We start from the raw sequence: 14,024 nt of genomic DNA on the forward strand, positions 1-14,024 counted from the left end.
TTAATCCTTCTGATGGCCGTAAACGCGCGGCTGGGTGTAGTAATCGATGAGCGGCACGCAGATGTTCGCCAGCAGCACAGCAAACGCTACGCCATCGGGATAACCGCCAAAGCTGCGGATCAGCCAGACCAGCAGTCCAATCAGCGCGCCATACACCAGGCGGCCACGGTTGGTGGTTGAAGCGGTCACCGGATCGGTGGCAATGAAGAACGCACCCAGCATGGTGGCACCGGAGAAAAGATGAATCAGCGGGCTGTTCAGCGATTCTGGTGAGAAGAACCAGCCCAGCGTCGCGCAGAAGGCCAGTGACAGTAGCATGGCGGCAGGGACATGCCAGCGGATAGCATTTTTCCAAAGCAGGAACAGGCCGCCGGCCAGATAACCCACGTTAACCCACTGCCAGCCGAGGCCCGCCAGCACGCCGCTGTAAATCGGCTGCGCCAGCAGATGTTCAGCACTGTGCCCCGCGCGTAAACCAGTTTTAAACGTATCAAGCGGCGTCGCCTGGCTGATGCCATCAACACCCATCTGTAACTGCTGCATGGTTTCACCCGCCAGCGTGTGGCCCTGGAACACCATGCTCAGGCTGTCCATCAGCCCGGGTTTGATCGCCTGAAGCGTATCGGGCGGCAACCAGCTGGTCATCTGCACCGGGAAGGAGATGAGCAGGACCACATAGCCGACCATCGCCGGGTTAAACGGATTCTGGCCCAGTCCGCCATAGAGCTGCTTCGCAATGACGACAGCAAACAGGGTACCGATCACCACCAGCCACCACGGCGCCAGCGGCGGCAGGCTGATACCGATCAGGACGGCGGTCAGCAGCGCCGAGTTATCTGCCAGGGTGCTGGCAACGGGCGCTTTGCGCAGTCGCAGAATCGCTGCCTCTGTCAGCCAGGCAGTCAGCGTCGCCAGTAAGACCTGTAAAAAGGTGCCGTAGCCAAAGAAATAACACTGTGCAGCAAAACCTGGCACCGCGGCCAGCACCACCAGCAGCATGATATTGCCGGTGCTGCGGCGATTATGGGTGTAAGGAGAACTTGCGATACGAAAAGCCATTTAATCCTCAAGCGTCGTAGACGACTGCGCTTTACGCGCTTTGGCACGGGCGATGGCGGCAGCAATAGCGGCCTTGCGCGCATCATCGGGTTGATTCAGTTCAGGTGCCTGTTCAGGTTCTGCATTGGCGTTGTTTGCCTGCTCCTGGGCCTGCTCCGCTTTATCCACCGCAAAATGCGCGGCGGTGGCCAGTGCTGCGGCATCACGTGAAGCGGCATCCGCCTCACTTTCCGCCTGTGCGGCTTTCTTCGCTTTGGCGCGGGCGATGGCGGCCTGAACTGCGGCTTTACGCGGATCGATTTCAGCGGCGGCGTCCGGCGCAGCCTCTGCAGCGCTGTCGCCTGCGGCCTGCGGTGCCTCGGCGTTTTCTGCCTGTAAGGCTTTCTTCGCTTTGGCACGGGCGATGGCGGCCTGAACCGCGGCTTTACGCGGATCGGTTTCAGCGGCGGCGTCCGGCGCAGCCTCTGCAGCGCTGTCGGTTGCGGCCTTCGGTGCCTCGGCGTTTTCCGCCTGAGCGGCTTTCTTCGCTTTGGCGCGGGCGATGGCGGCCTGAACCGCGGCTTTACGCGGATCGGTCTCAGCGGCGGCGTCTGGCACGGCTTCTGCAGCGCTGTCGCCTGCGGCCTGTGCCTCGGCGTTTTCAGCCTGTGCGGCTTTCTTCGCTTTGGCGCGGGCGATAGCGGCCTGAACCGCGGCTTTACGCGGATCGGTCTCAGCGGCGGCATCTGGCGCAGCCTCTGCAGCGCTGTCGCCTGCGGCCTGTGCCTCGGCGTTTTCAGCCTGTGCGGCTTTCTTCGCTTTGGCGCGGGCGATAGCGGCCTGAACCGCGGCTTTACGCGGATCGCTTTCAGCGGCGGCGTCTGCAGCGCTGTCGGTTGCGGCCTGCGGAGCCTCAGCGCCTTCAGCCTGAGCCGCTTTCTTCGCTTTGGCGCGGGCGATGGCAGCCTGAACCGCGGCTTTACGCGGATCGGTCTCAGCGGCGGCGTCATGTGCGGCGTCTGCAGCGCTGTCGGTTGCGGCCTGCGGAGCCTCGGCGTTTTCCGCCTGAGCGGCTTTCTTCGCTTTGGCGCGGGCGATGGCGGCTTCTACTGCCGATTTACGCGGATCGACACTGGCCTCAGCCTGGTTATCCGCCGCATCAACCGGCACTGTTTTCTTCGCTTTCGCCCGGGCAATAGCCGCTTCAACTGCCGCTTTACGCGGATCGACGGTCTGACGCGTCACCGGCTGTGTTTCAGCCTGCGCCTCGGCCTGACGCAGACGCGCCTGCGCATGGCGGGCTTCACGCTGGGCTTCAAGCGTTGCCTCATCCGGTTCGGCCGTCTGGCGGGCTTTCACCCGCGCTTTGGCCGCAGCCAGTTCGCTGGTATCCGTGCGGGCAACGCGTTGCTTCGCCTCTTCATGACGCGCTTCACGAGCCTGCTTTTCACGCTCCAGTCGCGCCTGGCGTGCTTCGAAGCGTGCTTTGGCTTCCAGCGTGCGTTTCGCTTCCAGATCGATGGCGCGCAGTTCCGCTTTTTCCTGACGGTAATATTGCACCAGCGGAATATTGCTCGGGCAGACATAGGCGCAGGCACCACATTCGATGCAGTCATCAATATGGTGAGCGCGCGCTTTATCGTGATCGCCGCCCTGGCTGTACCAGTAAAGCTGCTGCGGCAGCAGTTTGGCCGGACAGGCATCGGCACAGGCTGAACAGCGAATGCAGGACTGCTCTTCGTCGTTGTTGCCCATCTCACTGGCAGATGGAGCCAGAATACAGTTGGTGATCTTCACCACCGGCACATCCAGCGATGGCAGAGTAAAGCCCATCAGCGGACCGCCCATGATCACCATCTGACGCGGCGCAGGCGTGAACCCGACATGGTGCAACAGATGGCTGATTGGGGTGCCGAGACGACTCCAGACGTTACGCGGCTGGGCGATCGCCTCGCCGGTCAGCGTCACAACGCGTTCGGTGATCGGTTCACCATTAATAATGGCCCGCTTAACCGCCCAGGCGGTGCCGACGTTCTGCATCAGCACGCCGATATCGGAGGAACGCCCGCCGTGCGGCACTTCCTTACCGGTCAGGATGCGGGTCAACTGCTTGGCTCCGCCGGAGGGATATTTGGTCGGGATGACCCGGATGTGCAGATCACGCTCGCTACCCAGCGCCTGCTTCAGTGCGGCAATGGCTTCAGGCTTGTTATCTTCAATGCCAATCAGCACCTGTTCAGCCTGTAACACCCAGGCGAGAATACGGCTGCCTTCCAGGACTTCGGCAGCGTAGTCCTGCATCAGACGATCGTCAGCGGTGATATAAGGTTCACACTCCGCCGCGTTAATAATCAGTGTTTTAACCCCGCGCAGGCCGCCCTTCAGTTTGGTGGCGGTGGGGAAACCCGCGCCGCCGAGACCGGCGATGCCGGCGTCGTGAATGCGCTGAACAATGTCGGCGCGCGGATGCTGACGGTAGTCAGGCAGCGGATCCAGCGGCATCCAGCGGTCGTCGCCATCTGGCGTCAGGAAAATGCAAAGCTCAGAGAGACCAGAAGGGTGCGCGGTCATATGCTGACCGATATCTTCAATCACGCCGGAGGTGGGCGCATGGACTGGCAGCATGCGGCCAGTGCCAAATGTCAGAGGCTGACCGCGCAGCACTTTGTCGCCAGGCGCAACGCAGATCTCACCTTCATGTCCGATATGCTGTTTCAGTGGGATAATAAAACGGTGTGGCAACGGCAGTTCGCTGAGCGGCGTGCCGTTGGACTGGGTTTTCATTTCAGGCGGATGAATACCGCCCTGAAAATCCCAGACCTTCTCTTTTTTCAGGAAGTTAAACAGATTAAGCATGAGTTTCTACCGGGATCACCCGTACAGGAATGGTATTTAAATCCCACTTCCAGTTAGCTGGCGTGGTGGCAACCGGACGCATTTCAATACAGTCAGTCGGGCAGGGCGCGACACAGAGATCGCAGCCGGTGCAGACATCGCTCAGCACGGTGTGCATGGCGCGGGTTGCCCCGACAATCGCATCCACCGGACAGGCCTGAATACATTTGGTGCAGCCAATGCAGTTGGCTTCATCAATAAACGCCACGGTGCGCACCGGCTCTTTCGCCGTTTCATCGCCATCAATCGGCTGCGGTTCAACGTTAAGCAGGGTTGCCAGCTTGAGCATGGTCTGCTCACCACCTGGCGCGCATTTATTGATCGCTTCACCATTGTTACCGACCGCATCCGCATAGGGGCGACAGCCCGGATAGCCACACTGACCGCACTGGCTCTGCGGCAGAATGGCATCAATCTGCTCAACAATAGGATCTTCTTCGACTTCAAAGCGGCGCGAGGCGTAACCCAGCAGCGCGCCGAACACCAGGCTCAGCGCACTTAATACGGCAACAGCAATCCAGATCGCGGTCATCAGAATTTCACCAGACCGCTGAAGCCCATAAACGCCAGCGCCATCAGGCCCGCGGTAATCAGGGCGATGGAGTTGCCTTTAAACGGGGCAGGAACATTGGCCAGCACCAGCCGCTCGCGCATACCGGCGAACAGCACCATCACCAGCGAGAAGCCGATAGAGGCACTGAAACCATACAGCGCGGCCTGCATAAAGGTGTGGTTAAGGTTGACGCTCAGCAGAGGTACGCCCAGCACCGCACAGTTGGTGGTGATCAGCGGCAGAAAGATACCCAGCAGACGATAGAGCGACGGGCTGGTTTTACGCACCACCATTTCGGTGAACTGCACCACGACGGCGATCACCAGGATATAGGCCATGGTACGCAGATAGACCAGATCCAGCGGCAGCAGGATCAGATGGTTGACCAGCCATGCGCAGATCGAGGCCAGGGTAATGACGAATGTCGTGGCGAGACCCATGCCAATCGCCGTTTCCAGTTTTTTGGAAACGCCCATAAAAGGACACAGGCCGAGAAACTTCACTAATACGAAGTTATTCACCAGCACGGTGCCAACAAAGAGAAGCAGATAATCGGTCATTTTTTCGCCTGGGAGCCAGAAAGCGGCTTATTATCATTGATAGCGCGGCGTATCTCAACACCTGCGCCATCCGCTGAGCGGCAGACCGCACTCAGAATTAAATTCCTGACATAACTCACAGCGTTATGGCGCGATAAAGGTCGTTTTTACCCGTTTTGAGCGTTTGAAGTAGGGCGCAAACACCGCAGCGGCCAGCAGCGACAGCAGTAATGTCTGGAGGGCACGGCTATCGGTAACGGGCGTAAAGGCAAAGGTTTTCAGCGCCAGCAGCACGGTAATCAGCAGCCAGAGCAGGTAGTGACGCGGCAGGCGGCGGGAGCGCTTAAAGAACAGCCAGCTGATCCAGAGACTATAAGCCCAGACCGCCACGGCGGTGAGCAGGGAAATAGCCCAGTAAGAGAAGAGTGTGCTGCCGTGAGAAAACAGCGCCACACGCCATTCCGGATTAAACAGTGGTGTCAGATACATCGCCAGCACCAGAACGGTGGTTAACAGGGTCATTATCAGCCAGGCCAGCGGCAGCAAAAGCCAGCCACCAATACGCGGCGCAGCAACCTGTTCATTCATCGTGGTTATTCCTGTCTCGGGGAGTCGAAGCGCAGCAGAATAACATGTCCAGAGGGGCACGCCCATCCGGACAAGATCAGCGGGATAAACCGCGATAAATCAGCCGGAAATCAGACCACGTAGCGCCACACCGTTTTAGGGACACAGCCGAGATCATATAACCGTCCGCCAGAGACCAGTTCAGCACGTCGGTGATCGGCAGCCCGGTACATATTGATGATTTCCAGATCATTCGTCAGGGAGTAATTAAGATGATCGAAAAGCTTTTCCAGACTGTCTGAATTATTTACTTTGCGGAATTTAAGCAGGTAATCGTGCGCAGTCATCATTGCCATAACAGATAGAAGTAACAAAGGAGTACTCAGTATAGGGGGCAAGCTTATGCTGTCCAGATCATGCGGCTTAAAAAAGGCGAAAATCAGATAAAAGCACCTTATTAGTCACTAAAACTCCATATCTGGCTTTTTTACTATTGTCTGACCCAGCAACTCAGCGTCTCTATCTTAAGCACCTCACTAACTTATTACGGACAGAGCCGGCATAAAGCGTTTAAAAGCAGAGGTTAAATATTATTTTTTTTCTTATTCAGCGCTGACAATGCATTAGTGGCTTCTTTCTCACCCTTTTAGCCCAAAAAAATTAACCATTCTGCACTTACTGCCAGAGAAACGTTTCGCGCCTGACCCAGACCAGCAACCTACTGTGCGGACTATCACAAATCCCATTTTTTGTTCATCGCAGGCCGGATAACCCGTTTTGTACGCCTGGCTGTAATCGTTTCCAGTGGCAGTAAGCATAAGCGATTCTGTTTATTACAATTATTTAACGAGCAGATTTTTTCTGCTCAGCCGTTTTATCCATAACTCCCTCGTCAGCCAAACCGTGTGACTACACGTAACCCCTTTAAATTGCTCTGTTTTGTGAAGTGTGTCGCCATTATGCACGCTTTTTTAGTCCAGTCTAAGCAGGCTCTCTACCCTAAACAGCAAACGCCTTTCAGAGGATTAAAAACTATGTGGAAACGTTTACTTCTGACCACGCTGGTCAGCGCCGCGTTAACCGGCCCGGTACTCGCTGCAGATATGACGGTCGGCTTCTCGCAGGTAGGTTCGGAATCTGGCTGGCGTTCGGCGGAAACCAACGTAGCGAAAAGCGAAGCCAAAAAACGCGGAATCACCCTGAAAATCGCCGACGGACAGCAGAAACAAGAGAATCAGATCAAGGCGGTACGTTCGTTCATCGCTCAGGGCGTTGATGCCATCTTCATCGCACCGGTGGTGCAGACCGGCTGGGAGCCGGTACTGGAAGAAGCCAAAGATGCCAAAATCCCGGTTTACCTGCTGGACCGCGCCATTGTGGTAAAAGACAAATCGCTCTATCAGGCGGTGGTGACGGCTGACAACGTGCAGGAAGGCAAGCTGATTGGCGACTGGCTGGTGAAAACCGTGGGCGACAAGCAGTGTAACGTGGTGGAACTGCAGGGCACGGTGGGTGCCAGCGTGGCAATCGATCGTAAGAAAGGCTTTGCTGAAGCGATCAGCAACCATCCAAACATTAAAGTGATCCGCTCGCAGTCGGGTGACTTTACCCGCAGTAAGGGTAAAGAGGTGATGGAGAGCTTTATCAAGGCGGAGAACAACGGCAAAAACATCTGCATGGTTTACGCGCATAACGATGATATGGCGATCGGTGCCATTCAGGCGATTAAAGAAGCTGGCCTGAAACCGGGCAAAGATATTCTGACCGGCTCGATTGATGGTGTACCGGATATCTATAAAGCGATGCTGGCGGGTGAGGCTAACGCCAACGTGGAGCTGACGCCAAACATGGCTGGCCCGGCGTTTGATGCGCTGGAAAAATTCAAGAAAGATGGCACGCTGCCGCCAAAAGTGATCAAGACCGAATCTAAGCTGTTCCTGCCTGCCGACGCGCAGAAGGAGCTGGATACCAAAAAAGGCATGGGTTACTGATTCACCGATCAGCCGCAGACCAGCCGCAGACCGCCCTACGGGGCGGTTTTTCATGACGTGAGGCGGAGTGAGCAGAATGACCACGCAAAATGAAACACCGCTGTTATCCATCAGCGGCGTCAGCAAAGGTTTTCCCGGCGTCAAAGCGCTGAATAATGTTTCCTTTGATATCCGTAAAGGGGAGATCATGGCGCTGCTGGGGGAGAACGGTGCCGGCAAATCCACCCTGATTAAAGTGCTGACCGGTGTTTACAGCCGTGATGCAGGGACTATCACCCTGAATGGTGAGCCGATTACGCCGCATAATACGGCGCAGGCGCAGGAGATGGGTATCGGCACCGTTTATCAGGAAGTGAATATGCTGCCGAATATGTCGGTGGCAGATAACCTCTATATTGGCCGCGAACCGCGCCGCTTTGGCATGATCGACCGTCGCCGGATGGTGCGGGAGGCCGATGCGCTGATGCGGAATTATGGTTTTTCCCTCGATGTAACACGTCCGCTGGGCCACTACTCGGTGGCGATGCAGCAGATTATCGCAATCTGCCGCGCGGTCGATCTTTCCGCCCAGGTTTTGATCCTGGATGAGCCGACAGCCAGTCTGGATGCCAGCGAGGTTGAGATGCTGTTTACCCTGATGGCGCAGTTAAAAGCCAAAGGGATGAGCCTGATTTTTGTGACGCACTTTCTCGACCAGGTGTACCGCATTACTGACCGGATTACCGTGCTGCGTAACGGGCAGTTTATCGCCACCCGCGATACCGCCACGCTGCCGCAGATTGAGCTGATTAAGCTGATGCTGGGTCGCGAACTGCTGGAGACGGCGCTGCAGCGGCAGGGCAGCACGCTGCGCAGCAATCAGCCGGTGGTGTCGTTTGAAGATTACGGCAGGAAAGGCACCATTGAGCCCTTTAACCTGGAAGTTCGTCCAGGCGAAGTCGTGGGACTGGCGGGGCTGCTGGGTTCGGGCCGCACCGAAACCGCCGAGGTGTTGTTTGGTATTCGTCGTGCCGACCGAGGAACAGCGAAGATCAAAGGCAAGGTGCAGCGCATTACTAATCCGGCGAAAGCCTCGCAGCTGGGCATGGGTTTTTGCCCGGAAGATCGTAAGACTGACGGGATTATCGGCGCGGCCTCGGTTCGTGAAAATATTATTCTGGCGTTGCAGGCGCAGCGCGGCTGGTTACGGCCAATTAAGAAGCGTGAGCAGCAGGCGATTGCCGATCGTTTTATCAAGAGTATGGGTATTCGTACGCCGCATGCAGAGCAGCCTGTGGAGCTGTTATCGGGCGGCAACCAGCAGAAGGTGCTGCTGTCGCGCTGGCTGGTGACCAAACCGCAGTTTTTAATCCTCGACGAACCAACGCGCGGCATTGATGTGGGCGCGCACGCCGAGATTATCCGTTTAATTGAATCCCTGTGCGCCGATGGTCTGGCGCTGCTGGTGATCTCCTCTGAACTCGAAGAGCTGGTCGGTTATGCCGATCGGGTGTTGATTATGCGCGATCTGAAGCAGGTGGCAGAAATTCCGCTGGAGCAGCTTTCGGTAGCGTCGATCGTCAATGCTATCGCGGACGGAGGGGTAAAACATGCTTGAGTCCCCTATGACATCTGAAAAAACGCCACGTAGTAAGCTGAAACTCCCGCCAGGGATGCCGCAAATCGCCGCGCTGCTGTTGGTGCTGTTGATTGACAGTCTGGTGGCCAATAACTTTTTTGCCGTGCATCTGCAGGATGGGCGTCTGTTCGGCAGTCCGATCGATATTCTTAACCGTGCGGCACCGGTTGCCCTGCTGGCGATCGGGATGACGCTGGTGATCGCCACCGGCGGCATCGATCTTTCCGTGGGTGCGGTGATGGCGATCGCAGGCGCGACGGCTGCGACATTGACCGTAGCCGGACACGGTGTGCCGTTTATTATTCTCTGCACGCTGGGAACCGGTTTAGCCTGTGGCGTATGGAATGGCGTGCTGGTGGCGCTGCTGCGTATTCAGCCATTTGTTGCCACGCTGATTCTGATGGTCGCCGGGCGCGGAATCGCTCAGCTGATTACGCAGGGGCAGATTGTGACGTTCGACAGTGACAGTCTTGGCTGGTTTGGTAACGGCTCGCTGTGGATGTTGCCGGTCCCGGTCTGGATCACACTGGTGGTAGCGCTGGCGGTCTGGTTGCTGACGCGCAAAACCGCGCTGGGTCTGTTTATCGAAGCTGTTGGGATTAATCTGCGCGCGGCCCGTAACGCGGGTGTGACAGGCTGGCTGGTGGTGATGTCAACCTACGCCATAAGTGGCGTTTGTGCCGCTGTTGCGGGGCTGATCGTCGCGGCGGATATACGCGGTGCGGATGCCAATAACGCCGGATTATGGCTGGAGCTGGATGCGATTCTCGCCGTGGTGATTGGCGGTGCGTCGCTGATGGGTGGCCGTTTTAATCTGGTGTTGTCGCTGATCGGCGCGCTGATTATTCAGTCGATGAATACCGGGATTTTGCTCTCCGGCTTCCCGCCTGAGCTGAATCAGGTGGTGAAAGCGGTGGTGGTGATGTGCGTGCTGTTGCTGCAGTCACCACGGTTTATTGCGATGTTGAAACGGAGACGCCCGACATGATTAAACGTCATCTTCCGCTGATGATCACCTTGCTGGTGTTTGTGGCGGGTTACCTGTTTTGTCTGAGTCAGTTTCCGGGCTTTGCCTCCACCCGGGTAATCTGCAATATCCTGACCGATAATGCTTTTCTTGGGATTATCGCCGTCGGCATGACCTTCGTGATTTTATCGGGCGGTATCGATCTGTCGGTGGGTGCGGTGATCGCCTTTACCGGCGTGTTTCTTGCCCGGGCGATTGGCGATTTTCATATCGATCCCTTGCTGGCCTTTGCGCTGATTCTGTCGCTGGGCGCGCTGTTCGGGGCCATGATGGGCTGGCTGATCGATGCGCTGAAGATTCCGGCATTTATCATTACGCTGGCGGGGATGTTTTTCCTGCGCGGATGCAGTTATCTGGTGTCGGAGAACTCAATTCCTATCGATCATCCGTTCTACAGCATGCTTTCCAGTCTGGCGTGGAAAGTGCCGGGCGGTGGGCGTCTCAGCCTGCTGGCGGTGATTATGCTGGTGGTGGTGTCTGGCGGGATTATTCTGGCGCACCGCACGCGCTTTGGAAACCGGGTTTACGCCATCGGTGGCAATATGACATCCGCCCAACTGATGGGCGTTTCGACCCGTGCGACCACCATTAAGATTTATATGCTTTCCACCACGCTGGCGACGCTGGCCGGGATCGTGTTCTCGATTTATACCTCGGCAGGTTATGCGCTGGCAGGGCTGGGTGTGGAGCTGGATGCGATCGCGTCAGTGGTGATTGGCGGCACGCTGCTGTCGGGTGGTGTCGGTACAGTTTTGGGCACGCTGTTCGGTGTGTTGATTCAGGGGCTGATTCAGACCTGGATTAACTTCGACGGTACGCTGAGTTCCTGGTGGACCAAGATCGCCATCGGAATTCTGCTGTTTGCGTTTATCGCCCTGCAGCGGTTACTGACGGTCATCTGGGATCGTCAGCAGAACGCGCCCGTTAAGCGATTACCTTCCTGAGTTCTTCAGTACTCCGGTCAATGGCGGCTCGCAGGAGCCGCCTTTTACTGCGCAAGACGCAGCACCATTACCGTGACTTCTTCACCCGCTATTTGCCGCTGTTCCACCGCCTGCCATCCTGAACGCTGATAGTACGCCTGTTGATCGGGTGTATAGAGCCACAGTTCACCCATCTGCTGTTGTCTGGCTCGCGCAATCGCCTGCTGTATTAACGCTTTTGCCACGCCCTGACCCCGGAATGCCTTGTCCGTCACCACCTCACCAATCCAGAATTCTCGTGCCGGAATGTCATCCAGTTCATAGCGAATGACGCTGCAGGTCGCGACCACCGTTTCGCCATCCGGTGTGGCAATAAGAGTAAATTCTGCCGAAGGTTTCTGATTGCGCTGTTTTAAACGCTCAAGGATGGCAGGCGGGTGAGACCATGCAGGAAGGTGTGACCATTCAGTGTGCAACAGTTGTGCAGTTTGTCCGGCATAGCCGGGATGTTGGTTTAGCTCGGCAATGTGCATGGCGCTGGCGACCTTTGTTTTGTCAGGCTACAAGCAATACAGGCTGGTGGGGGAAAGTGCAAGTTCATGAAAGGGTTAAGTTATAGCAAAGACTTAGGTTCTCTTTTGTATGACAGGAAAAACAATCGCTATTGGATTTAGGTGCAAGGTCAGGAAAGGTACGCCTGATCGCAAAGGATTCCCGCATCCATGCGGATCGGCCGCGCCTCCCTGGCGCGGACGCTTTGCTCTTCAGGCATACCATTCCTTCCCGGTTGGGCTGATGCATCGCTTTAAGAAGCAGGACAGTGGATATTTCTATTGATGGCGGATTAATACAAATTGCTGTTGGCTGATGAGAGAGGTCAGGAAAGGTATGCCTGATCGCAAAGGATTCCCGCATCCATGCGGATCGGCCGCGCCATCCCTGGCGCGGACGCTTTGCTCTTCAGGCATACCTTTCCTTCCCGATTGGGCTGATGCATCGCTTTAAGAAGCAGGACAGTGGATATTTCTATTGATGGTGGATTAATACAAATTGCTGTTGGCTGATGAGAAAGGTCAGGAAAGATATGCCTGATCGCAAAGGATTCCCGCATCCATGCGGATCGGCCGCGCCATCCCTGGCGCGGACGCTTTGCTTTTCAGGCATACCTTTCCTTCCCGGTTGGGCTTGATCATGGCTTTAAAAATATGCGCTGAACTATCAAAATTACGGAACGCCCGTCATTCCCGACTGAATAGCACAGTATTTATAAAAAACGATGCCGCATAATCCTGCGTCGGCCGTTTCATTAACTTACTTAAGAGCGCTGTTAATTAAAAAATCGAACAGCGCCCTTTAGTTATTAACGTTTCAAACGGTAATACGCTTCGTTCCAGCGCAGTGCGTCTTTAAACGCAGGTAAACGCGTGTGCTCATCAATCACCAGCACTTCAATGTCGTTCATCTCACCGTACAGATACATATCATCCAGCGTCAGCGCCTGGCTGAACACCGTATGGTGCGCGCCGCCGCCCAGAATCCACGCTTCGGATGCCGTTGCCAGTGACGGCTGGGCTTTCCACAGTGCGCGCGCAACCGGCAACTTCGGCAGCGGTTTCGGCTGTTCGATAGCATCCACCACGTTAACCAGCAGACGGAAACGATCACCCATATCAATTACGCTGGCGTTAATCGCGCGACCCGCTGGCGTTGAGAAAATCATGCGCGCCGGGTCGGCTTTATCACCAATGCCCAGGAACTGCACATCGATCAATGGCTTCTCTTCAATGGCAATTGACGGGCAGACCTCCAGCATATGCGAGCCGAGGACCAGATCGTTACCGGGTGAGAAGTGATAGGTGTAATCCTCCATAAAGGAGGTGCCACCTTTGCGATCGCCAGCCAGCACTTTGAAAATACGCAGCAGCGCAGCGGTCTTCCAGTCACCTTCACCTGCGAAGCCATAACCCTGACCCATCAGACGCTGAACCGCCAGACCTGGCAACTGCGTCATGCCGTGCAGCGTCTGGAAGTTGGTGGTGAAAGCGTGGCAGCCTTCTGCTTCCAGGAAACGTTTCAGACCCAGCTCAATGCGCGCGGCATCCAGCACGTTCTGACGCTTTTCGCCGCCGGAAGCGGCAACATCGGTAAAGCGATACAGGCTTTCATATTCGTCGACCAGCGCATTCACGTCGCCATCGCTGACGCCATTGATCACCTCAACCAGATCGCCGACGCCCCAGCCATTCACCGAATAACCGAACTGAATCTGCGCGGCGACTTTATCGCCTTCAGTCACGGCCACTTCACGCATGTTGTCGCCAAAACGCGCGACTTTCAGCTGCTGACTGGCCTGTTTTGTCAGTGCTGCACGCATCCAGTTGCCGAGGCGCTGCTGGCTGGCGCTATCCTGCCAGTGACCGGTCACCACGCTGTGCTGCAGGCCCATACGGGCGCCGATGAAACCGAACTCGCGGCCGCCGTGTGCGGTCTGGTTCAGGTTCATAAAGTCCATGTCCATGCTGTCCCACGGAATCTCCGCATTGAACTGGGTATGGAATTGCAGCAGCGGCTTATTCAGCACGCTCAGGCCACCGATCCACATTTTGGCCGGGGAGAAGGTGTGCAGCCAGGTAATGATACCGACGCACTGCTTGTCATAATTGGCATCGCGACACAGAGCCAGCGCTTCATCCGGTGATTTAACCAGCGGTTTCAGCTCCAGACGCAGCGGTAAACCGGCCTGATTTAAACCCTCTACCACCTGACGTGCATTCTGTTCAACCTGGCGTAACGTCTCCGCCCCGTAGAGGTGCTGCGTGCCGATGACAAACCACACGCTGTAGCTGTTTGACTGTTCCATAAAATCACTCCTT

Annotated in this window: 12 protein-coding genes; 4 read left to right on the forward strand and 8 right to left on the reverse strand. The window is 56.4% G+C overall.

The window, feature by feature from the left end; all coding sequences use genetic code 11:
* From rsxD to ydgT, 6 genes are all read right to left on the reverse strand, one after another.
* Nucleotides 1-1,059, reverse strand: coding sequence for an electron transport complex subunit RsxD (gene rsxD / locus HFD87_RS04640; protein WP_010670076.1), 1,059 nt, complete (start codon nt 1,057-1,059; stop codon nt 1-3).
* Nucleotides 1,060-3,894, reverse strand: coding sequence for an electron transport complex subunit RsxC (gene rsxC, locus HFD87_RS04645; protein WP_167422997.1), 2,835 nt, complete (start codon nt 3,892-3,894; stop codon nt 1,060-1,062).
* Nucleotides 3,887-4,465 (reverse strand): electron transport complex subunit RsxB, encoded by a 579-nt coding sequence (gene rsxB, locus HFD87_RS04650; RefSeq protein WP_167422998.1) that lies wholly within the window; start codon nt 4,463-4,465, stop codon nt 3,887-3,889. Before rsxB ends, rsxC begins: the two co-directional genes overlap by 8 nt.
* Entirely contained in the window at nt 4,465-5,046 is a 582-nt protein-coding gene (rsxA, locus tag HFD87_RS04655) for an electron transport complex subunit RsxA (protein ID WP_003853423.1), read from the reverse strand. Before rsxA ends, rsxB begins: the two co-directional genes overlap by 1 nt.
* 123 nt (nt 5,047-5,169) lie before the next feature.
* Nucleotides 5,170-5,613, reverse strand: coding sequence for a DUF2569 domain-containing protein (locus tag HFD87_RS04660; RefSeq protein ID WP_010245382.1), 444 nt, complete (start codon nt 5,611-5,613; stop codon nt 5,170-5,172).
* Nucleotides 5,614-5,723: 110 nt separating this feature from the next.
* Nucleotides 5,724-5,939, reverse strand: a complete 216-nt coding sequence (gene ydgT, locus HFD87_RS04665) for a transcription modulator YdgT (RefSeq protein ID WP_003853427.1) — start codon at nt 5,937-5,939, stop codon at nt 5,724-5,726.
* Nucleotides 5,940-6,626: 687 nt separating this feature from the next.
* Here ydgT and ytfQ point away from each other — a divergent pair.
* The 4 genes from ytfQ to yjfF all read left to right on the forward strand — a co-directional run bounded on the left by ytfQ (nt 6,627) and on the right by yjfF (nt 11,172).
* Nucleotides 6,627-7,583, forward strand: coding sequence for a galactofuranose ABC transporter, galactofuranose-binding protein YtfQ (gene ytfQ, locus HFD87_RS04670; RefSeq protein WP_167422999.1), 957 nt, complete (start codon nt 6,627-6,629; stop codon nt 7,581-7,583).
* Nucleotides 7,584-7,659: 76 nt separating this feature from the next.
* Entirely contained in the window at nt 7,660-9,180 is a 1,521-nt protein-coding gene (locus HFD87_RS04675) for a sugar ABC transporter ATP-binding protein (RefSeq protein ID WP_167423000.1), read from the forward strand.
* Nucleotides 9,173-10,189, forward strand: coding sequence for a galactofuranose ABC transporter, ATP-binding protein YtfT (ytfT, locus tag HFD87_RS04680; protein ID WP_167423001.1), 1,017 nt, complete (start codon nt 9,173-9,175; stop codon nt 10,187-10,189). The genes HFD87_RS04675 and ytfT overlap by 8 nt, the downstream gene beginning before the upstream one ends.
* On the forward strand, nt 10,186-11,172 hold the full coding sequence (gene yjfF, locus HFD87_RS04685) for a galactofuranose ABC transporter, permease protein YjfF (protein WP_010245373.1): 987 nt from the start codon (nt 10,186-10,188) through the stop codon (nt 11,170-11,172). The genes ytfT and yjfF overlap by 4 nt, the downstream gene beginning before the upstream one ends.
* A 44-nt stretch (nt 11,173-11,216) precedes the next feature.
* On the opposite strand, the gene HFD87_RS04690 is transcribed toward yjfF, so the two are convergent.
* Nucleotides 11,217-11,684, reverse strand: a complete 468-nt coding sequence (locus tag HFD87_RS04690; protein ID WP_167423002.1) for a GNAT family N-acetyltransferase — start codon at nt 11,682-11,684, stop codon at nt 11,217-11,219.
* An 827-nt stretch (nt 11,685-12,511) separates the two neighbouring features.
* Nucleotides 12,512-14,011 (reverse strand): L-arabinose isomerase, encoded by a 1,500-nt coding sequence (araA, locus tag HFD87_RS04695; protein WP_099257449.1) that lies wholly within the window; start codon nt 14,009-14,011, stop codon nt 12,512-12,514.
* Nucleotides 14,012-14,024: the final 13 nt, after the last annotated feature.

The sequence above is a fragment of the Pantoea sp. EKM21T genome (assembly GCF_011800405.1).
GTDB lineage: Bacteria > Pseudomonadota > Gammaproteobacteria > Enterobacterales > Enterobacteriaceae > Pantoea > Pantoea agglomerans.

Excerpts from the sequence above, each read along its gene's own strand:
- rsxD (WP_010670076.1), bottom strand. The coding sequence starts at position 1,059 with ATGGCTTTTCGTATCGCAAGTTCTCCTTACACCCATAATCGCCGCAGC.
- rsxC (WP_167422997.1), bottom strand. The coding sequence starts at position 3,894 with ATGCTTAATCTGTTTAACTTCCTGAAAAAAGAGAAGGTCTGGGATTTT.
- rsxB (WP_167422998.1), bottom strand. The coding sequence starts at position 4,465 with ATGACCGCGATCTGGATTGCTGTTGCCGTATTAAGTGCGCTGAGCCTG.
- rsxA (WP_003853423.1), bottom strand. The coding sequence starts at position 5,046 with ATGACCGATTATCTGCTTCTCTTTGTTGGCACCGTGCTGGTGAATAAC.
- HFD87_RS04660 (WP_010245382.1), bottom strand. The coding sequence starts at position 5,613 with ATGAATGAACAGGTTGCTGCGCCGCGTATTGGTGGCTGGCTTTTGCTG.
- ydgT (WP_003853427.1), bottom strand. The coding sequence starts at position 5,939 with ATGACTGCGCACGATTACCTGCTTAAATTCCGCAAAGTAAATAATTCA.
- ytfQ (WP_167422999.1), top strand. The coding sequence starts at position 6,627 with ATGTGGAAACGTTTACTTCTGACCACGCTGGTCAGCGCCGCGTTAACC.
- HFD87_RS04675 (WP_167423000.1), top strand. The coding sequence starts at position 7,660 with ATGACCACGCAAAATGAAACACCGCTGTTATCCATCAGCGGCGTCAGC.
- ytfT (WP_167423001.1), top strand. The coding sequence starts at position 9,173 with ATGCTTGAGTCCCCTATGACATCTGAAAAAACGCCACGTAGTAAGCTG.
- yjfF (WP_010245373.1), top strand. The coding sequence starts at position 10,186 with ATGATTAAACGTCATCTTCCGCTGATGATCACCTTGCTGGTGTTTGTG.
- HFD87_RS04690 (WP_167423002.1), bottom strand. The coding sequence starts at position 11,684 with ATGCACATTGCCGAGCTAAACCAACATCCCGGCTATGCCGGACAAACT.
- araA (WP_099257449.1), bottom strand. The coding sequence starts at position 14,011 with ATGGAACAGTCAAACAGCTACAGCGTGTGGTTTGTCATCGGCACGCAG.